The organism is Actinoallomurus soli, assembly GCF_024055715.1.
Classification (GTDB): domain Bacteria; phylum Actinomycetota; class Actinomycetes; order Streptosporangiales; family Streptosporangiaceae; genus Actinoallomurus; species Actinoallomurus soli.
This window is the reverse complement of record NZ_JAMXMV010000025.1, coordinates 80,460-100,378: the sequence shown is the minus strand read 5'-3', so window position 1 is coordinate 100,378 and position 19,919 is coordinate 80,460. Positions and strand designations below refer to the sequence as shown.

Genomic DNA, 19,919 nt, shown 5'->3' with positions numbered 1-19,919 from the left:
GTCTGGCTGATTGCGCTGGGCCGGTGGCGTGGCTGAGTCTGGCTGATTGCGCTGGGCCGGTGGCGTGGCTGAGTCTGGCTGATTGCGCTGGGCCGGTGGCGTGGCTGAGTCTGGCTGATTGCGCTGGACGGGCGGCGTGGCTGAGTCCGGCTGATTGCGCTGGGCCGGCGACGCGGCCCAGACCGGCTGACCCCGACGCGGCCGAGACCGGCTGACCCCGACGCGGCCGAGACCGGCTGACCCCGACGCGGCCGAACCCGGAGGTACCGGTCGCCCATCCGTCTCCGATCACCGAGCAACCCGCAACAGAGCCGAACACCCCCAGCAACGCCGAGCGGCCCCAGTTGCCGGGTGACCCAGGGAAGGAACCCGCGGTGATTCCGGAGAGCGCACAACTCGGTTCCGGCCCGACTCTGTCGCCGCCGTTGCCGTCTGGCTCGGGCATATCGAGCGCCGCAGTGTTAACGGTGGCGGCGAAGAGTCCACCGCGGCGGCGAAAAGCCCACGGCGACGGCTGACAGCGGAAACCCGGTGCGGGCGTGACGTTGCCACCGTTGTTGCCTTCTCGAAGCGGGCATACCGGGTGTCGCAGTGTTCATGCCGACGGCGAACATCCCACCGCGGCGGCGCAGAGTCCACGATGCAGGCAAGGTGTGCGGCGGCGCCGGTTCTCGGCAGGGAACACGGTGGCAGGGAGCACGGCGGTGGCAGGGTCTCCGGCGTCGCGGAGGATCAGTCCGCCTCGCTGCGGAAGGCCGCCGCCCGGGAGCGGGCGGCGGCCATCGCCTCGTGATAGCGCGTCTCCCAGTCCAGAGCATCCGCCGGAATCTCGGCGACGATCTGACGGCCCAGTTCCCGGCCGCCGACGACCTGCCGTACGAGCACGATCGTCACGCCGTCCCGTAGTTCCGTCGCGGACTCCCAACGCGGTGGCTCCTTCCGGCCGGGCCGGCTGGAGGCGGCGATGAGGAGGGCGAGAAGAACCGCGAGAACGAGTACGAGCGGGAGCACGAGGACGCGCATCGGGCCCTCCTACCGGGACGGTAGTGAAACGTGGTCGTTGCCCGGCGCGTACACCGTGATGCCCTTGGGCAGTGCCTTCAGCTTCTCGATGTCGGCGCACGTCGGGCACTTGTTGTAGCCCTCCTGCCGGGCGCGGTTGGCCTCCGCCTCAGCGCGGGCCTGTGCGACCTGCGCCTGCGACTCCGTGACCTTCGCGAACGCCGCCTGCGCGCTGTCCACTGCCTGCTGTACCTGTGCCGGCAGTGTGATGCGGGCCAGGTTGAAGTGCAGGTTCGTCAGGAAGGGGAGTCCGAGGGTCTGCTGCAGGTCCTGTTCGAGGCTCGTGTTGATGGCGTTCTGAACCTTGGCGATGTTGGCGTTGTTGCTCTGGACCTTCAACGCCGTCTGCTGCTGCTTGCCGCCGGAATTGTTCTGCACCAGGGCACAGGAGGAGACCAGCTCCGCGCAGCGGAAGCTGTTGATCTGGGTGCGCAGATCGTTCTCGATGACGGGGCGGACGATCTGGTCCAGGAACCCGGACCACCCCTCGTCGCCGTCGTAGGCGTACCGCGTCTTGCCGTCCGCGCCGGTGAACTTTCGAGTGCCGAACCTGTCGTCGAACTTCCGCAACGTCGCGTGGTCGAGGTTCAGGTTGAAGTAGAGCGTGCCCTCGATGCCCATGTTGACGCCGTCGCTGCTGGGCACCGTCACGACGTCGACGCCCGTACGATCCCCGCGTCCGGAGTCGGCGGTGATCGTGTAGAACCGCTGCTGCGCGGGGTACTTGTGGACGTGCGACCACCACCCGATCCAGGTCATCCCGGACCCGGGGTCGATGATCTGTCGGATCTTGTTGTTGTCGAGCATCCCGCCGTTGCGGATGACCGCCACATCACCTCCGGAGGTGCGCTCGAACGACCCGAAGAAGCCGTTCAGCGTCGGCACCGCGACGACCAGGAGCACCACCGCTGCGGCGATCGCCTTGCCACGGCTGATGCGTCCGGAGGGACGAGGGATCTTCTTGGAACCGGCCACCGACGCTCCTAGAAAGGTGCAAAACGGGATTGATCGCCTCTGAGACGCACCTCGGCAGAACCCGGTTCCGGTCCGAGTTGCCGCCGCTGTTGCCCGGATAAGCCGGGCACCACAGACCTCCCACCGCTATCGACGACGGCAGCGCGTCCGCGATGGCGGCGGAGTGTTCGCGATGGCGGCGGAGTGTTCGCGGCGATGGGGGAGTGTTCGCGGCGATGGGGGAGTGTTCGCGGCGATGGCGGAGGGTGCGGTGGCGGCGGAACGCCTGTCGTGACGGTGGAGCGTTCGCGGTGGCGGCGGCCAAGGGGAGTCGCGTCCCGCGCGGGTGAAAACCCGATGACACCACTATGCCTGAGCGTTCAATGTGGAGGGCGACGATGACAGGGAGGGTGGTATGACCGATCAGGCCTTCGATGCGGACGGGTTGTTCGACGACGACTATCTGCGCTTCTTCGCCGAGCCGCTGGAGGAGCGGGCGGACGTCGAGACCGACCTGATCTGGCGGCTGCTCGACCTGGAACCGGGCATGGAGGTGCTCGACCTCGGCTGCGGGCATGGCAGGATCACGGGCCGGCTGGCCGAGCGCGGCTGCCGGGTGACCGGCCTGGACGTCACGTCCGCCTTCCTCGAACGCGCCCGGCAGGACGCCGCCGCCCGCGGGGTGCCGGTCACCTATGTCGAAGGGGACATGCGGTCGCTGCCGTGGGGGCGGAGGTTCGACCGGGTGATCAGCTGGTTCACCGCGTTCGGCTACTTCGATGACGAGGACAACCGCCGGGTCCTTACCGAGGTGTCACGTGTCCTCTCACCGGGTGGCAGGTTCGCCGTCGAACTGAACAACCGGGACTGGATCATCCGAAACTTCCAGCCCGCCTCCGTCATCGAGCGGGACGGCGACCTGATGATCGACCAGCGCGCCGTGGACCCGGTGACCGGCCGCGTTGTCACCGAGCGCACGGTCGTCCGTCAGGGCCTGGTCCGCCGAATCCCGTTCTTCGTGCGCATGTTCACCTTCACCGAACTGCGCGACTGGCTGCTCGCCGCCGGCTTCCGTACCGTGACCGGTCACGGTGACGACGGCGGCCCGCTGATTCCTGACAGCCGCCGAATGATCGTCGTGGCGCGGACCTGACGGCCTTTCAGGCCGCGCGGTCGACGCGTGCGGTGCCGCGAACGAAGGCGCGGCGGATCCGGGCCGCGGACTCCTCCGGGTGTTCGGTGACCTGCCGCCAGGTGAGGCGTACGACGGTGAAGCCCATCTCCTCGAGCCGCTCCTGTTTGAGCTTCTCCGCCCGGAGTTTGCCTGGATCGGTGTACTTCGCCAGTCCGTCGGCCTCGGCGATGGTGCGCTGGTCGGACCAGAGGAAGTCGACCTCGGTGAAGATCTCGTCGTCCTCGCCGATCAGGACGCCGACCTCGGGTGGCGGCAGTCCCTGCTCGGCGAACATGACCCGCGTGACGGACTCAAGCGGGCTGCGCGCCCGGGGATCGGCGAAGTCGATGACGGCCCTGGCTCGGTCGATGCCCGGCCACCGTCCGCAGTCCTCGATGACGCGGAGGAGTGCCTCGCGGCCGGTCCGGCGGAGGAACAGCGCCGAGTCGGCCACCACGACACCGTCTCTGAACGGGAGCGTACGCGCCAGATCCACCACCGTACGCGCAGGGGCGGTCAGGGGCACCCCGCGCTCCCATCGCACGTGTCCGCGCGGCAGAGCCGAGCGTTCGACGTGTACCCCTCGGGATGCCCCCCGGCCCGGTGCTCCGGCCGGACGGGTCACGGTGACGACCTCGCGCGTGGGTTCCGGCGACTCGATGCCGTAGACCCTTGCGGCGGACCGGTGGCTTCCGACGGCATCGGACCGGCGGAACGACAGGATCACGGCCGCGACGTCGATGGCGTGGCGGCCGACGGCGTCGGAGGCGTTCCAGAGTGCCCTGGTCACGTACACGCCACGCCGCCGGGCGAGCCAGACGCCCGCCGCCAGCCGATTGCGGACGGCTCGCGCTCCGTACCCGGCGGCGAGCGCCTGCCGGCGGGTGAACACCCCGCCCTGCGCCGCGGCCAGCGCCATGAGTTCCTTTCGCATACCCGCAGCATCGCCATGGGGAGGAGAGCCGTGGGGCATCCGGCGCAAGTTTGTGGATGACCAACGAACGTTGTCGTCGTCAGTGACTCGCATACGCGGCGAATCGGGCAAGGCGCGGTCACAGTCGGCGGCAAGGTGTCACCCTGCGCCAACGGCATCGGGAGCGGGTCGACGGTGAAGGTGCCGGCGGAGAGCTCCGCCGCCAGGGCGGCTGCCGGCGGCAAGGTGTCCCTGGCGGCGGCAATGTGTCGCATGCCGGCGGCAACGTGTCCACGGCGAACGGGTGCCTAGAATCCGGCTTATGCGGCGGACGAGCAGCACGGTGGTGGTGGTCGCGGGGGAGGGCGCGGACAAGGTCGTGTCCGGGCTCGCCGCCCTGCACAACGTACGCGCCCTGGTCGCCGGCGACCGTGCGCCCGCCGAGGTGACCCGGGCGATCGCGGGCGCCGGAACGACGTACGTCGTGCACGACGCCGACCCGCTCGCCGACGTCCGCGACGCGTGGGTGGATTTCTTCGAACAGGCCGCTCCGCACGGGGGCCTGGAGGTGGCCATCGAGTCGGCGCTGGCCGGGCTGGCCGGCGAGCGGCTGCTGCTGCCGGACTACTACGTCGTCCTGGATCCCGAGGGGATGCCGCCGACCAGGCGTCACTGGTGGCTGGGGGTGCTGGCGGGTGCGGCGCCGAGCCGGGTCGTTCCGGCCGACACGTCCGTCGCCGCGGTCAGCGACGCCCTCGCGCACCTGGCGGCCGGCCGCTGGTGGCCCGCGGATCTCCCCGAGTGGCTGCGCGGACTGCCCAAGGTCGTGCCCGACCAGGTGGGCCTGCGGTATTCGTCGAGGGTTGAAAGCCCTGGGAGAACGACCTGACGAAACGGGTCAACGCGACAGTGCGCGGTCGGGCTCATCCCTCCTGTGGTCATTTCACATCCTCGTTGACGCGCGTCGTCTGCTGACCGATATGGGTCAAAAGTGGTGGTGGATCCGCAATCGGCCCTACGGTGATCTTCACGCGATCAGACGGGGGATCACATGTTTTCTCACTGGACGGCGAAAGCCGGCGGTGCGCTATTGCTCGGCGCCTGTATGACCATCGGATCCGTGACGGCGGCGGACGCGACCGCGCCGCGTCCGCCGGCCGCGGCGGCCGGGATCGAGGTCTACCGCGCGACCGACGCGCAGGCGCAGGCCGCGGAGGATTACTGGACGCCCGAAAGGATGCGCGCAGCCACTCCCATCGACGATACGTTCGCCGATCCCCGAAGCACGGCGACGACCAAACCCATGTCCGCTGCACTACCGAAGTCCAGGCTGCACCGCATGGGCAAGATCTTCTACCATTTCGGAGGGCACAGCTTCAGTTGCTCCGGCACGATCGTCACCAGTCACGGCCGGGATTCGATCCTCACCGCCGGGCACTGTCTGCGGCAGATAGGCGGGACGGAGGTCGGTAACCTCCTCACGGTGTTCGTTCCGGGATACGGAAGCGGACCGGACATGACTCCCTACGGCAAGTGGGGCGTACGTTCGTGGCACGTCCCAGGTCGGTGGATCGACCTGCTGGGGCGCTCGAACCCGAGTTACGACTACGGCGTCATCCAGGTGAAGCAGCACAAGAACGGCCGTATTCAGGACGTTCTCGGGGCGGACACCTACAAGCTGAGCGCCGGCTGGCAGAACGAGGTCTACCTCATCGGGTATCCGAGCAAGTACAACTACCCGGTTCTATGTCACGCGGTCACGTCGAAGAAGGACATCAAGGGCCACAAGTCGGCTTACAAATTCTTCTGCAACGACTACTCCGACGGAGTGAGTGGATCCGGCCTGCTCCTCGCGCACGGTGATAACTGGATCACCGGTGAAGGCACGATAATCGGCGTGCTCGGCGGCCATCACCAAGGCGGAGATCCGAAGAAGGACGGCGACGCGTCATTCGCCACTCGCCTCGACAAGGATTTCCAGAAATTCTGGCTGGCGAACTCGAAGTGACGTCATCCGCCCGTCACATGGCGATCGCTTCGTGGCGTGCCGTACCCTGGCGTCGTACCGAGCTCGACGGCGCCGGTCTCATGACCACCTGAACAGGATGGTGCACCAGTGAGCGGCACGCAGACGGACGCCACCGATCGCCACGTGAAGGACCCCACCTGGCTCCGCTGGCAGTGGGGAACGGCGGTCGCCGGCGCCGCGCTCTTCGCCGGCTCGTTCCTCATCCTGATCGCCGTGTTCGATCCGGGGACCGCTCGGCACGAGCTGCCCTATGACCTCGTGCGATTCGGCGCCGTCGGGCTGGTCGCCTTCTTCGTCTGGTTCTCCACGTGGTTCTTCTCGCCGGTGGTGGGAAGGCGTTCGATCAGACGGATGGTCCTCGGCGCCTCTCTGGCCGTGGTCGTGATCGGGTCGGTGTGGGTGATCACTCGGTTGTGATGCGCTCCGGCCCCGTCAGACAGGGGCGCAGGTCCCGGGGGCGCCTGACTCCGCCGAGGAAGCGGCAGAGGGCGGCGACGACCAGCCCGCACAGGGCGGCCAGCAGGTGGCCGAGGGCCCAGATCGTGTGGTTGGAGATCACCGGCCAGACCACGCCGACGGCGAGCGCCGTGATTCCGGTGACGAGCCACCAGCCGCGCATGAGGAGGACGGCCGCGACGCAGCCGGCCACCATGATGTAGCTCACCCCGACGTCGGTGGTGTGCGCGAGGCGGTGGGACGCCCGGCCCGCCTCGATCGCGTGGAGCTCGACCAGCGCGGTGAGCAGGGTGCCCAGAACGTGGCCGGAGAGGCCGATGACGATCATGCGGGGCGGTCCGTACCGCTGCTCGGCCCAGGCGACGACGGTGACGAACGCGAGGATGTACAGGGTGAGGCCCGCGCCGCGGTCCGCGACCCACATGGCGCTGTCGGCCAGCACCGCGAGCGGGGCGTGGTGGAGCCGGACGAGGTTGGTGCTGTTGACGCGGGTGAGCACGTCGATGAGGTGCGGCGGCGTCGTCCGCTGGACGAGGGTGAACGCGGTGAAGACCGCGACATAGGCGAACGTCGCCGGGGCCGACAGGACCCAGGCGTGCAGCCACCGGGTGTACGGCGACAGCCGGTCCACGGCCCGCCGTGCGCCGCTCCACAGCAGGCCGAGCCAGCACAGGACGTACCAGGCCAGCGCGAGGATCGTCACGGCCAGCAGGATCATCGGCGCGTCCTCCGAACGTCCGCCGGCCCGCCCGCGCGTTCCCCGGCGGTTCGCGGCGCGTGACCAGGGCCGGGGGCGGGAATCGGCGGCTGCCACATCGGCGACATGGCGCAACCCTGTCACGATCACCCCCGATGATCTGCTGCAATCACATATGTGTCATCAGCGTCCTACCGACTCGTCCGGCGCGCCGGTCCCACCCAGGCGCCGCCGCCGGTGCTCGACGAGCACCAGCGACGGGTCGTCGCGCACGCGGGCGGGCCGCTGCTCGTGCTGGCCGGGCCGGGCACCGGGAAGACGACGACGATCGTCGAGACGGTCGTCGACCGGATCGAGAACCGCGGCGTCGACCCGGAGCGGGTGCTGGTCCTGACGTTCGGCCGGAAGGCCGCGGGGGAGCTGCGGCAGCGCATCACCGGCCGGCTGCGGCGCACCACCCGGACGCCGCTGGCCCTGACCTTCCACTCGTACGCCTACGCGCTGCTGCGCCGCGAGGCGGTCTTGGACGGCGACGAGCCGCCCCGGCTGCTGTCCGGGCCGGAACACCTCCTCGAGGTCCGCCGCCTGGTCCACGGCGAGGTCGCGGACGGCGCGCGGGACTGGCCGTCGCGGCTGCATGAGACGCTGAAGACGCGGGGGTTCGCCGAGGAGCTGCGGGACTTCATCCTGCGGGCCGCCGAGCGCGGTCTCGGCCCCGCCGACCTGGTGACGCTGGGCCGTGGTCATCACCGTGACGACTGGTACGCCGCCGGCCGGTTCCTGAACCGGTACGAAGAGCGCTTCGACGTCGATCCGATCATCGCCTACGACTACGCGGAGCTGATCCGGGCCGCCGCCGGGCTGCTCACCGACGAGGACGTACGACGGCGCGAGCGCGCCGCGTACGACGTCGTCCTCGTCGACGAGTACCAGGACACCGACCCGGCGCAGGAGTACCTCCTCCAGCAGCTGGCCGGGGGCGGGCGGGACCTCATCGTCGTGGGCGACCCCGACCAGTCGATCTACGGGTTCCGCGGCGCGGACGTGCGCGGGATCCTGGAGTTCCCCGAACGGTTCCGCACGGTGACGGGCGAGGAGGCGCCGGTCGTCTCCCTGCGGACGTGCCGCCGGATGGGCCCGGCGATCCTGGAGGCGTCCCGCCGGATCGCCGCCCGGCTGCCGCTCGGCGCCCTCGCCGGGGAGCACCGCGACCTGCTCCCGGTCGAGGCGGCCGACGACGACGGCGCGGACGCGCGGGCGGTCCGGGTCGTCGAGGCCGACAGCGCGAACCAGGAGGCCGCGCTGGTCGCCGACGAGCTGCGCCGCGCCCACCTCCTGGAGAACGTCCCCTGGTCGCGGATGGCGGTGCTCGTACGGTCCGCGGTGCGGCAGGTGCCGCCGCTGCGCCGTGCGCTGTCCGCCGCCGGCGTGCCCGTCGTCGTGGCCGGTGACGAGGTGCCGCTGGTGAACGAGCCCGGCGCCCGGCCGTTCATCGTGCTGCTGCGGGCGGCGCTGCGGCCCGCGCTGCTCGACGAGGAGGCCGCCGAGGAGCTCGTGCTGGGCCCGCTGGGCGGCGCGGACCCGCTCGGCCTGCGCCGCCTCCGCCGCGCCCTGCGCGACCTGGCCACGCTGTCCGGGGACGACAAGGCCGACGGCCTGCTCGTACGGGCGCTGAACGACCCGCGCGAGCTGCTGCTGATCCACCCGAAGGTCCGTGAGCCCGCCGAGCGCGTCGCCGGGCTGATCTCCCTCGCCCGTGACACCGTGCGCGGCGGTGGCGGGGCCGAGGAGGTCCTGTGGGCGGTGTGGCAGGAGAGCGGCCTGGCCGACCGGCTCCTGGAACAGAGCGTGCGCGGCGGGGCACGGGGCGCGGCGGCCGACCGGGACCTCGACGCGGTGGTCGCGCTGTTCGACATGGCGGCGCGGTTCACCGACCGGCTGCCGCAGGCGGGCCCGGAGGTGTTCCTGGACGACCTGGCCTCGCAGGAGATCCCCGGCGACACCCTCGCCGAGCAGGCGCCCCAGGGCGAGGCGGTGCGGATCCTCACCGCGCACCGCTCCAAGGGCCTCGAATGGGACCTGGTCGTCGTCGCGGGTGTGCAGGAGGGCCTCTGGCCCGACCTGCGGCTGCGCGGCTCGCTGCTGGGCAGCGAGGAGCTGATCGAGGCCGCCACCGGCGTCGCCGACCCGGACAGCACCGGGGCGTCCCTCGCGGCGAAGATGCTGGAGGAGGAGCGGCGGCTGTTCTACGTCGCCGTGACGCGGGCCAAGAGGCGGCTCGTCGTGACCGCCGTCGGCGGGGAGGACGCCGAGGACCGGCCGTCGCGGTTCCTGCGCGAGCTGGTCCCCGACGACGCCGAGCACGCCCAGCTCGACGAGCGGACCCGGTGGCTGTCCCTGCGCGCCCTCGTCGCCGACCTGCGCTCCGCCGTCGCCGACCCGAAGACCCCCGTGTCCCTGCGCCGGGCCGCGGCCGGGCACCTGGCCCGGCTCGCCCGCGCCGGGGTCCAGGGCGCCGACCCGCGTGACTGGTACCCCCTGACGGAGCTGTCCGACCCCGGTCCGGCGTTCCGGGAGGACGAGCAGCTGGTGCTGTCGCCGTCGCAGGTGGACACGTTCGAGAAGTGCGGTCTGCGCTGGCTGCTCGCCTCCTGCGTGGGCGCGGAGGACGGCGGCGCGGGGGAGTTCGCGACGATGGGCCGGGTCATCCACGCGGTCGCCGAGCTCGTCGGCACCGACGAGGCGGTGAGCGACGCCGACATCGACAAGCGGCTCGACGAGATCTGGGACGACCTGGACTTCCGCAGCGCCTGGTACTCCGACAAGCAGCGCGAGCAGGCCCAGGAGATGATCGACAAGTTCCTGGCCTGGCACCGGCGCGCCGACGCCCGCGAGCTGGTCTCCATCGAGGAGCCGTTCAGCATCGACCTGGGCCGGGTCCTGATCCGGGGCCGGATCGACCGCGCCGAGCGCGACGGCGACGGCCGCGCCTGGATCGTCGACATCAAGACCTCGGGCACCAAGGTGCCCGAGGACGACCTCGCCCGCCACCCGCAGCTCGGCGTGTACCAGCTGGCCGTGATGCTGGGCGCGTTCGCGGAGAAGGGCCTGATCGAGCCGGGCGGCGCGGAGCTCGTCCAGGTCGGCAAGGCGTCCCTGACCGCGCGGGTACGCGTCCAGACCCAGCCGCCGCCGTCGGCCGACGAGGACCCCCAGTGGCCGCGTAAGCTGGTCGATCGCGTCGCGGAGGGCATGGCCAGCCCGGTGTTCGAGGCCCGCCGCGACGACAATCACTGCCGCACCTGCCCCGTACGCGGGTCGTGCCCGGCGCACGACGACGGCGGCCAGGTGGCGCCGTGACGTCCCCCGTGACGGGCGCGCGGTGACCGGCCCGTACGACGAGGGAACGCCGTGATCAGTCCGCAGGAGCTGGCGCAGCGGCTCGGCGTGCCCGAGCCGACGCCGGACCAGGCCGCCGTGATCGAGGCGCCGCTCGCCCCGATGGCGGTCATCGCGGGGGCGGGCTCCGGCAAGAGCGAGACCATGGCGGCCCGCGTCGTGTGGCTGGTCGCGAACGGCCTGATCCGGCCCGAGCGGGTGCTGGGCCTGACGTTCACCCGCAAGGCCGCGGCGGAGCTGGCCGACCGCGTACGCCGCCGGCTCGACCAGCTCCGCGAGCACGACGACCTCATCGACCCGGAGATCCTCGACGGCGAGCCGACGGTGTCGACGTACCACGCGTACGCCGCGCGGCTCTTCGGCGACCACGCGCTGCGGGCGGCGCTGGAGCCCACGATGCGGCTCGTCACCCCGGCGGTGGCCTGGCAGATCGCGGCGCGGGTCGTCGACGCGTACGACGGGCCGATGGACGCCGTCGACTGGGGGCCCGACACCGTCACCAAGGCCGTGATCGCGCTGTCGGGGGAGCTGTCGGAGCACCTGCGCACGCCCGAGGACGTGCGGAGGATCGGCGTCTGGCTGCACGAGCGGGTCGCCGAGGTGAAGAAGCCCACCAAGAAGCACCAGGGCCGCATCACCGACGCCCAGGCGACCCGCGAACAGCTGATGCCGCTGGTCGAGGCGTACCAGCGGGCCAAGGCCCGCCGGGAGGTCCTCGACCACGGCGACCAGATGGCGCTCGCGGCGCGGATCGCCGCCGAGCACCCGGAGGTCGGCCAGATCGAGCGCTCGCGCTACGCCGCCGTGCTCCTGGACGAGTACCAGGACACCAGCCACGCGCAGCTCGTTCTGCTGAAGTCGCTGTTCGGCGGCGGCCACCCGGTCACGGCCGTCGGCGACCCGTGCCAGTCGATCTACGGCTGGCGGGGCGCGAGCGCCGGGAACCTCCTCGGGTTCGTCCGCGACTTCCCGAACGGCGAACGACCCGCGCCGATGCGGCAGCTGTCGACCAGCTTCCGCAACGGCGAACGCGTCCTCGACGCGGCCGCCCGCATCCAGGGCGAGCTGCGCGAGGAGGCCAAGGACGTCCCCCGGCTGTGGCCCGGCGCCGCGCAGCAGGGCCGCGGGCGGGTCGAGTGCGGGCTGCTGGACACCGTGGAGGACGAGGCCGAGCGGCTCGCCGACCGCATCGTGCGCCTGCTGCGGCAGCCGAAGGACCTCGCGCCCGACGGGGAGCCCTGGGAGAAGACCAGCCGGTTCGGCCCCGGCCTGCAGCCGTCCGACGTCGCCGTCCTCGCCCGCAAGCGGGCGCAGTTCCCGCTGATCCGGGCGGCGCTGGAGGCGCGCGGCGTCCCGGTCGAGGTCGTCGGCCTGGGCGGGCTGCTCACCGTCCCGGAGGTGCAGGACGTCGTCGCGACCCTCCGGGTCGTGCACGACCCGACGGCGGGCGCCTCACTGGCCCGGCTGCTCACCGGGCCGCGCTGGCGCCTGGGCCCGCGTGACCTGGTCGCCCTCGGCCGCCGCGCCCGCGAACTCGCCCGCGAGGCGGCCCGCGACCTGCACCCCGACGCCGGCCCCGCCGCGGATCCGCACGAGACCGCATCCCTCGAAGATGCGGAGCCGGCGGGCGCCGACCCGCTCCGGCAGGTCGTCCAGGAGCTGAACGACGAGCACGGCAGCCTCGTCGACGCCCTCGACGATCTCGGCCCGGCGGAGAACTTCAACGCCGAGGGGTACGCCCGGCTCGAACGCCTCCGCGACGAGTTGCGCGTCCTGCGCCGCCACGTCGGCCTGCCGCTGCCCGACCTGGTGACGGAGGTCGAACGCACGCTCGGCCTGGACATCGAGGTCGCCTCCCGGCCCGGCCTGGACCCGGTGACGGCCCGCGCCGACCTGGACGCGTTCGTCGACGCGGCGGCGTCCTTCGCGGGCGACGCGGAGGACCCGACGCTGGGCGCGTTCCTCGCCTACCTCAAGGCCGCCGAGACGGAGGAGTTCGGCCTGGAGGCGGGCCGGGTCGGCGAGACGAACAGCGTCAAGCTGCTGACCGTGCACGCCGCCAAGGGCCTGGAGTGGGACGTCGTCGCCATCCCCGGCCTGGTCTGGAACCCGACCAGGAACGACACCCCGAACTCCGGTTCGGTCTTCCCCGCCAAACCGCAGAACTCCTCCCGCTGGACGGAGAACGCCCGCGCCCTGCCGTACCCGCTGCGCGGCGACCGCGCCGACCTGCCGCCGCTGAACGGCCTGCAGAAGGACGACGTCGAGACGTTCAACGCCGCGACGTCCGAACGCGACCTGCGCGAGGAGCGCCGCCTGGCGTACGTCGCGGTCACCCGGGCCCGGCACCTGCTCATCGCGACGGGGTACCGCTGGGGCACCGCGAGCCGCCCGCTGCAGCCGTCACCGTTCCTGGCGGAGATCCGGGAGGCGTGCGAGGCCGGCGCCGGCCAGGTCGGTTACTGGGCCGACGAGCCCCTGGGGGAGGAGAACCCGCTGCTCGCCGAGCAGGACACCGCGTCCTGGCCAGCCCTGCCCGAAGGCGAGCGGTACGACGCGGTCGCCGAGGGCGCCCGGATGGTCGAGGACGCCATGCAGGGCAGGCTCCGCCTCGGCTACCTCCCGCTGGCCCCGCGCGACCGCCGCCGGGCCGCCGCCTGGGCCCGCGACGTCGAGCTGCTCCTGGCCGAACGCGACCGCTCCCGCGGCGTCGACGGCCTGGCGGTCGACCTGCCCGCCCACCTGTCGGTGTCCTCACTGGTCACCCTGGCCCGCGACCCGGCGGCCCTGGCCCGCCAGATCCGCCGGCCGCTGCCCCGGCCCCCGGCGCCGTACGCCCGGCGCGGCACCGCGTTCCACCGCTGGCTGGAGTCCCGCTGGGGCCAGCAGCGGCTGCTCGACCTCGACGACCTCCCCGGCGCCTCCGACGAGGGCGCCGGCGGCGACGACGAGCTGGACACGCTGCGGGCCGCGTTCGAACGCAGCGCCTGGGCCGACCGCGAACCCCACGACGTCGAGGTGCCCTTCGAGACGACGATCGGCGACCGCCTGATCCGGGGCCGGATGGACGCGGTCTTCCGTACGGACGACGGGGGGTACGAGGTCGTCGACTGGAAGACCGGCCGTCCACCGACCGGCGACGAGGCGCGGGTGGTGTCGGTGCAGCTCGCCGCGTACCGCATCGCCTGGGCCGAGCTCGCCGGCGTCCCGGTCGAGCGGGTCAGCGCCGCGTTCCACTACGTCGCGGCGAACCGGACGATCCGCCCCGCCGACCTTCTCGACGCCGACGGCCTCGCCGCCCTGCTGGCGAAGATTCCCACGGCCTGACCCCGAGCGCGCCTCAGATGCCCTCCGCCTCGTCGAGGCGGCGGCGCAGCTCGTCGTCGAGTTCGAGGTCGGCCGCTCCCAGGACCTCGTCGAGCTGTTCGACCGAGCTGACGCCGACGACCGGGATGATCGGCGGGTCGCCGCCCATCAGCCAGGCCAGCACGACCTGGTTGGGCGTGGCGCCGATCGTGTCCGCGACCTCCCGCAGCGCGGCCCGCCGCGCCGGTGTCCCCGGGTGGTCGTACACCGCGTGCAGCGGCCGGTCCGTACGCGCGTAGGTGCCGCTGAGGAGCGGGCTGTAGGCCCACAGGCTCATGTCCGGCTCGCTGCGGACGTAGTCCAGGGTCCCGGCGTCGACGTTCCCGAACACGTGGTCGTCCGGGCGGATGACGTCGAGGCGCGGCCGCAGGTAGGAGTGGCGGAGCTGCAGGCAGGTGTAGCCGGGACGCCGCTGACTCCGCGCGACCGCCCGCGCCCGTTCGACCTTCCACAGGGCGAAGTTGCTGGCGCCGACGACGCCGACCGTGCCCTGCTCGACGAGCGACGCGAAGGCGTCCACCGTCTCCTCGATCGGCACCGTACGGTCCTCGACGTGCGCCCAGTACACGTCGACGTGGTCGGTGCCCAGCCGGCGGAGGCTGCCCTCGACCGCCGACCGGATCGCCGCGGCGGACAGCCCTTCGCCGCTCTCCCGCCAGGTCGTGCCCGGGACGGTCGGCTGCGCCCCCACCTTGGTGCTGATCACCACCTGGTCGCGCGCGCCGCGGTCGGCCAGCCAGCGGCCGAGCACCGCCTCGCTCTCCCCGCCGGCGCCGTTGTCCGCCCAGAAGGCGTAGTTGTCGGCGGTGTCGATGAGGGTGCCGCCGGCCTCGACGAAACGGTCGAGGATGGCGAACGCCGTCGCCTCGTCGGTCCGGGTGCCGAACCACATGGCACCGAGGCAGAGCGCGCTGACGGCCGTTCCGTCGGCAAGGGTCCGTTGCCGCATGATCGCGTCCTCTCGTGAAGGTGATCGGGGACGCGACACACTCTGCGATCTGGAGCGCGCTCCAGGTCAAGCCGGAGCGTTTCCTGGAGCTTGACCTGGAGTGCGCTCCAGGTGTGATCATCGGGGCGTGACGTTCTACTCACCGGCACAGACGGCCGAGAAGACCGGCTTCAGCATCGACACGCTCCGCTACTACGAGAAGATCGGCCTGCTCGACCGGATCGACCGCACGGCCGCGGGCCGGCGCCGCTTCAGCTCCGACGACCTGGGCTTCCTCGGCGTCCTGCGCTGCCTCCGCGACACCGGCATGCCGATCGCGGAGATGCGGCGCTACGCCGAGCTGGCCCGTGGCGGCGACGCGACGCTCGACGAGCGCATCGCCCTGCTGGAGGCGCACGACGAGCGCATCGACCGGCAGCTCGAGACGCTGCGCTCCCAGCGGGAGCACCTGCGCGGGAAGATCCAGTACTACCGCGACGTCGCCACCACCGCCTGACGCACGCCCACCCGCCACCCCGATGAGGGGGCGCGAAACGCGGCGTCCATCGGTGTCTGATCGCACACGTTACGTATCGCGCGTAATTGGCCGTATGTCGCCATCTAGCGGTTTCAGGGCAACCCGCCCCGGTATGCGGCCGTCCAACTCGCGTCCTCTACGACGGGAGACGGCGATGCGCCATCGGACACCGGCCCTGATCCTCGGCGCGGCACTGCTGCTCGGTGGATGCCGCACGACCGCGGCCGACGCCGGCGGGGCGGCCGCGCCCTCTGACCGGCCCAGCGTGTCCGCGACGCCGGCCGACTCGCCCTCCACGGTCCTCCCGCCCCCGCCGTCCCCGACGCCGAAGGACTCGTCCACGCCGACCGTACGGGCGGGCGCCCGGGGGATCCCCACGCACCGGACCCATGTGCCGAAGCCGCATCGGGTGCCGAGCCGGCCGAAGCGGCGCCCGGCGGCCCCGAAGCCGCCCGACCACCCGGCCGGCGCGACGGCGCGCTGCAACGACGGCACCTACTCGTACGCCGCCCACCACCAGGGCGCCTGCTCCCACCACGGCGGGGTGGCGGTCTTCTACCGCTGACCGCGACCGAGGCGGGGGAAGGCGTTGGCGTGACGCGGCCGGTGGCCGTCATGCTGCGGGCATGGGTCACGCGGAGGTGCTGCTCATCGGAGGACGCTCGGGCGTCGGCAAGACCACGGTGGGATGGGAGGTCTCGGCGCGGCTGCGCGCCGCGGCGGTCGCCCATGCCGTCATCGACGGGGACTTCATGGGGCAGGTGCACCCGGCGCCCGAAGACGACCCCGACCGGTCGCGGCTGACGGAGCGCAATCTGACCGCGGTGTGGGGCAATTTCGCCGCGCTCGGCCATCGCCGCCTCATCTACGTCAACACCGTGTGCGTGCTGCCGGAGACGGCGGGCATGTTCGAGCGCGCCATGGGGGCGGACGTGCGGATGATCCGGGTGCTGCTCACCGCCTCCGATGCCACGGCCGTCCGGCGTCTGACGGGCCGGGAACTCGGGTCCGAACTGGAGGAGGGCCTGACGGCGAGTTCCCACAAGGCGCGGCTGCTCGACGCGGGAGCGCCCCCGGACACCGTGCGGGTCACGACCGACGAGCGGTCGGTGATCGACATCGCGCGCGAGGTCGTGGCGGTGACCGGCTGGGCCGGCGGCGGCCGTACGGCCTCGGGTGGCCGATGTCGGCCGACCGAGCCGGAAGAGATGTGATTGATCACGTTAGGTAGCTATGGTCTCACTGTCCGCGTCATGACATCACACCCTCTCTGGAGGTTCCCGATGGATGCACGTCTGGATCGGATCAAGGCCGCGTTCAACGCGCTCGACACGGACGCGAACGGCTACCTGGAGGCGGACGACTTCGACCGGCTCGCGCACCGGATCACCCACGCCCTGGACGTGCCGGAGAGCTCGGCCAAGGCCCAGGCGCTCCGCACCGGCTGCCGGCGCTACTGGCAGGGCCTGGTCGGCGCCCTCGACCAGAACAACGACGGGAAGCTGACCTACGAGGAGTACGCCCGGTTCCACGAACCGGCCGGCTACGAGGTGAACGTCCGGCCGTACGCGGAGGCGCTGACGGGGATCTGCGACCGGGACGACGACGGCTTCGTCCAGCACGCCGACTTCGTGCGGGGAATGCGGGCCGTCGGATTCCCCGAGGAGAACGTCGAGGCGCTCTTCCAGGCGTTCGACCCCCACGGCACCGGCCGGGTCGCCGTCGGCGAGTGGCGCACGGCCATCGAGGAGTACTTCCTCGCCCGAGGCGGCCACGCCGTCGGGGACACGTTGGTCTGACGCACGCCGCGCGCGGTCGGCGTCGGGCCGATGCCCGAGGCGGATATCGGCCCGACGCGCGTACCGGCCGTCATCTCGCGGCTCGGGGGCGAGCCGGCCGCGCGGATGACCCGGAGAGGAGCACTCATGGCCGACATCACCGGTGTGGAGGAGGGCGTCGGGCTGACCGCCCTCATGGTCGCCGCGGCGCGGGCGATCGAGACGCACCGCCACGACACGCTGGCGCAGGACGTCTACGCCGAGCACTTCGTGCGCGCGGCCCGGGCGTCCGCGGACTGGCCGGTGCGCCCGCGGCAGGTCCCGGACGGCGAGGCCGATCCCCTGTGGGGCCGGCTGGGGCGCTACTTCGGCCTCCGGACGCGGGTCTTCGACGACTTCGTCCTGCGGCGGACCGGCGCGGGGATCCGGCAGGTGGTGCTGCTCGGGGCCGGCCTCGACACGCGGGCGTACCGGCTGGACTGGCCGCCCGGCTGCAGGATCTTCGAGATCGACCAGAGGGGCGTCCTCGCGTTCAAGGCCCGTGTGCTCGACGGGCTGGGCGCCGTGCCGAAGACCGAGCGCGTCGCGATCGCGTGCGACCTGCGCCTCGAATGGACCGCGGCGCTGACCGGCGCGGGCTTCGACCCGGCCGCACCGACCGCGTGGTTCGCCGAGGGACTGCTGCTCTACCTGCCCGACGCCGCCGAGCGTGCTCTCATCGCGGCGGTGGACGCGCTGAGCGCGCCCGGAAGCGCCCTGGCCTACGAGGTCAAGCTCGGCCCCGAGTCGACGGCCGTCCGCGAGAGCCCGATCTACTCGGTGGCCGAACGGACCGGCATCGACCTCCTCGCCCTGTTCGCCCGGGGGCCACGGCCCGACTCCGCCGCGGACCTGACCGCCCGGGGCTGGCGCACGTCGGTCCACACCGCGTTCGACTTCACCCGTGAATACGGGCGCGGCCCGCTTCCCGAGCCCGAGCGCCCCGACGCGCTGGCCGCCAACCGCTGGGGATTCGCGACCAGACCTTGATCATCCTGCCTGCCAAGGCGGTCCCCGGTGGCGCCTTGAGCGGAGTGGCCGACGAGGGCAGCGTCACCGATCGCGGGTTCTGGGTGTTGCTTCCCGGTCTCGCGCCGGGCCGACATCGCCTGGTGATCAGCGCACAGGCCGAGGTGCCCGGGCCTTCGCGCGTCGAGTGGACCCTCACCGCGTCGTAGTGAAACCCGCCGCGGCCGGCGCCCTCGACCGGCCACGACCAAGGCAGCCAAGGCGGCAGCGAGTTCACTAGTTGTGCCGATCACTAAGTTGACTTGTTGCACTTTTCTACTCGGTCTGCTTCTCTAGGGGTTGTGAGGCACCCGAGCGGCGCACCTTTCTCGGCGTCATGCGGCCTGCTCGCTCGAAGCCCCCCTCTCCTCGATCGGAAGGAACGACCATGAAATCCCCGGCACCCGCCCACGCCAGGATCAGCGTCATCGGCGCCGGGCCCGGCGGGCTGACCTGCGCCCGCATCCTCCAGCAGCGCGGCCTGGCGGTCACCGTCTACGACCGCGACCCTGGTCCCGACGCGCGCGACCAGGGCGGCACCCTCGACCTGCACGCCGACAACGGCCAGCTCGCCCTGCGCGAAGCCGGCCTGCTCGACGAGTTCTTCAGGCTGGCCCGTCCCGAGGGACAGGAGATGCGCCAGATCGACCCGACCGGCACGATCAGGTCCCACGACGTCCCGGAGGCCGACGAGCTCTTCAAGCCGGAGATCGACCGCGGCCTGCTGCGCGACCTGCTGCTCGGTTCCCTCGAACCGGGAACCGTGCACTGGGGCCGCGCCCTCGACACGATCAGCGGACCCGCCGACGGGCCGCGCCGGTTGCACTTCGCCGACGGCACGACCGTCGAGACCGATCTGGTCATCGGCGCCGACGGCGCCTTCTCCCGGGCACGCCCGGCCGTGTCTTCCGCCGTCCCCGAGTACACCGGGGTGAGCTTCCTGGAGGCATGGTTCTCCGACGTGGACAACCGGCACGCCGACATCGCCGAACTGGTCGGCCAGGGCAGCGCCGCCGCGGCCGACGGTGTTCGCGGCCTGTTCGCCCAGCGCAACGGCGGGAACCACATCCGCGTCTACCTCATCCGGCGGGTCCCGGTCGGCTGGATGACCGCACGCGGCCTGGCCGCCGATGACACCGACGGCATCCGCGCGCTGCTGCTCGACGAGTACGCCGGCTGGTCGCCCCGCATGCGCCAAATGATCACCGACAACGACGGTCCGTACGTCGACCGCCCGATCTTCGCCCTGCCGGTCCCGCACGCCTGGGAGCACAACCCCACGGTGACCCTGCTCGGCGACGCCGCCCACCTCATGCCCCCGCTCGGCGTCGGCGTCAACCTCGCCATGCTCGACGCCAGTGACCTCGCCCTCGCCCTCGCGAACGCGGCCACCGTCGACGACGCCATCCGCACGTACGAGAAGACCATGCTCCCCCGCTCGATCGAGACGGCCGAGATCCTCCAAGGCGGCACCGAGCACCTGCTGGCCGCCGACGTACCCGACTTCGGCGACGACGGCCGGCCCTGAGCGCCCGTCCCGCGAGAATCCTCCACTGACCGATCCGACCCTCCGGCGGG

General features: G+C 72.0%; 18 protein-coding genes. 13 read left to right on the top strand and 5 right to left on the bottom strand.

Features of this window, described 5'->3' with window-relative positions; all coding sequences use genetic code 11:
- Positions 1 to 732: 732 nt before the first annotated feature.
- Positions 733 to 1,023 (bottom strand): hypothetical protein, encoded by a 291-nt coding sequence (locus NDW01_RS37005; RefSeq protein ID WP_252829047.1) that lies wholly within the window; start codon positions 1,021 to 1,023, stop codon positions 733 to 735.
- A 9-nt stretch (positions 1,024 to 1,032) separates the two neighbouring features.
- Positions 1,033 to 2,037: an SPFH domain-containing protein gene (locus NDW01_RS37000; protein WP_252829045.1), complete on the bottom strand. Its 1,005-nt coding sequence runs from the start codon at positions 2,035 to 2,037 to the stop codon at positions 1,033 to 1,035.
- Between the two features lie 394 nt (positions 2,038 to 2,431).
- Between NDW01_RS37000 and NDW01_RS36995 the strand changes: the two genes are divergently transcribed.
- Positions 2,432 to 3,169 carry an SAM-dependent methyltransferase gene (locus tag NDW01_RS36995; RefSeq protein ID WP_252829043.1) on the top strand — a complete coding sequence of 246 codons (738 nt, stop codon included), beginning with the start codon at positions 2,432 to 2,434 and terminating at the stop codon, positions 3,167 to 3,169.
- A 7-nt stretch (positions 3,170 to 3,176) separates the two neighbouring features.
- Here the strand turns inward: NDW01_RS36995 and NDW01_RS36990 are convergent, their stop codons facing one another.
- A complete protein-coding gene (locus NDW01_RS36990; protein WP_252829041.1) occupies positions 3,177 to 4,124 on the bottom strand; it encodes a type IV toxin-antitoxin system AbiEi family antitoxin domain-containing protein in 948 nt (315 codons plus the stop codon).
- Between the two features lie 301 nt (positions 4,125 to 4,425).
- Between NDW01_RS36990 and NDW01_RS36985 the strand changes: the two genes are divergently transcribed.
- The 3 genes from NDW01_RS36985 (at position 4,426) to NDW01_RS36975 (ending at position 6,549) form a co-directional block, all read left to right on the top strand.
- Positions 4,426 to 4,992, top strand: a complete 567-nt coding sequence (locus NDW01_RS36985) for a hypothetical protein (protein ID WP_252829040.1) — start codon at positions 4,426 to 4,428, stop codon at positions 4,990 to 4,992.
- Positions 4,993 to 5,154: 162 nt separating this feature from the next.
- Entirely contained in the window at positions 5,155 to 6,111 is a 957-nt protein-coding gene (locus NDW01_RS36980; RefSeq protein ID WP_252829039.1) for a trypsin-like serine peptidase, read from the top strand.
- Positions 6,112 to 6,219: 108 nt separating this feature from the next.
- Positions 6,220 to 6,549 carry a P-loop NTPase family protein gene (locus NDW01_RS36975; RefSeq protein ID WP_252829038.1) on the top strand — a complete coding sequence of 110 codons (330 nt, stop codon included), beginning with the start codon at positions 6,220 to 6,222 and terminating at the stop codon, positions 6,547 to 6,549.
- On the opposite strand, the gene NDW01_RS36970 is transcribed toward NDW01_RS36975, so the two are convergent.
- Positions 6,536 to 7,306 (bottom strand): rhomboid-like protein, encoded by a 771-nt coding sequence (locus tag NDW01_RS36970; protein WP_252829037.1) that lies wholly within the window; start codon positions 7,304 to 7,306, stop codon positions 6,536 to 6,538. The genes NDW01_RS36975 and NDW01_RS36970 overlap by 14 nt on opposite strands.
- 156 nt (positions 7,307 to 7,462) lie before the next feature.
- Between NDW01_RS36970 and NDW01_RS36965 the strand changes: the two genes are divergently transcribed.
- Entirely contained in the window at positions 7,463 to 10,645 is a 3,183-nt protein-coding gene (locus NDW01_RS36965) for an ATP-dependent helicase (protein WP_252829034.1), read from the top strand.
- 51 nt (positions 10,646 to 10,696) lie between these two features.
- The gene (locus tag NDW01_RS36960; protein ID WP_252829033.1) at positions 10,697 to 14,011 is read left to right on the top strand and encodes an ATP-dependent helicase; all 3,315 of its coding nucleotides are present in this window, start codon (positions 10,697 to 10,699) and stop codon (positions 14,009 to 14,011) included.
- A gap of 13 nt (positions 14,012 to 14,024) precedes the next feature.
- Here NDW01_RS36960 and NDW01_RS36955 read toward each other — a convergent pair whose 3' ends face one another.
- The gene (locus tag NDW01_RS36955; RefSeq protein WP_252829032.1) at positions 14,025 to 14,999 is read right to left on the bottom strand and encodes an aldo/keto reductase; all 975 of its coding nucleotides are present in this window, start codon (positions 14,997 to 14,999) and stop codon (positions 14,025 to 14,027) included.
- A gap of 127 nt (positions 15,000 to 15,126) precedes the next feature.
- Here NDW01_RS36955 and NDW01_RS36950 point away from each other — a divergent pair, with 127 nt between their 5' ends.
- The 7 genes from NDW01_RS36950 to NDW01_RS36920 all read left to right on the top strand — a co-directional run bounded on the left by NDW01_RS36950 (position 15,127) and on the right by NDW01_RS36920 (position 19,869).
- Positions 15,127 to 15,495 carry a MerR family transcriptional regulator gene (locus NDW01_RS36950; protein ID WP_252777427.1) on the top strand — a complete coding sequence of 123 codons (369 nt, stop codon included), beginning with the start codon at positions 15,127 to 15,129 and terminating at the stop codon, positions 15,493 to 15,495.
- 175 nt (positions 15,496 to 15,670) lie between these two features.
- Positions 15,671 to 16,081 carry a DUF3761 domain-containing protein gene (locus tag NDW01_RS36945; RefSeq protein WP_252829030.1) on the top strand — a complete coding sequence of 137 codons (411 nt, stop codon included), beginning with the start codon at positions 15,671 to 15,673 and terminating at the stop codon, positions 16,079 to 16,081.
- 61 nt (positions 16,082 to 16,142) lie between these two features.
- On the top strand, positions 16,143 to 16,730 hold the full coding sequence (locus NDW01_RS36940) for an AAA family ATPase (RefSeq protein WP_252829028.1): 588 nt from the start codon (positions 16,143 to 16,145) through the stop codon (positions 16,728 to 16,730).
- Between the two features lie 69 nt (positions 16,731 to 16,799).
- On the top strand, positions 16,800 to 17,315 hold the full coding sequence (locus tag NDW01_RS36935; RefSeq protein WP_252829026.1) for an EF-hand domain-containing protein: 516 nt from the start codon (positions 16,800 to 16,802) through the stop codon (positions 17,313 to 17,315).
- Between the two features lie 126 nt (positions 17,316 to 17,441).
- Complete coding sequence (locus NDW01_RS36930) at positions 17,442 to 18,323, top strand: class I SAM-dependent methyltransferase (protein ID WP_252829025.1); 882 nt, start codon at positions 17,442 to 17,444, stop codon at positions 18,321 to 18,323.
- The gene (locus tag NDW01_RS36925) at positions 18,320 to 18,511 is read left to right on the top strand and encodes a hypothetical protein (RefSeq protein WP_252829023.1); all 192 of its coding nucleotides are present in this window, start codon (positions 18,320 to 18,322) and stop codon (positions 18,509 to 18,511) included. Before NDW01_RS36930 ends, NDW01_RS36925 begins: the two co-directional genes overlap by 4 nt.
- 218 nt (positions 18,512 to 18,729) lie before the next feature.
- Entirely contained in the window at positions 18,730 to 19,869 is a 1,140-nt protein-coding gene (locus NDW01_RS36920) for an FAD-dependent oxidoreductase (RefSeq protein WP_252829021.1), read from the top strand.
- Positions 19,870 to 19,919 lie beyond the last annotated feature (50 nt).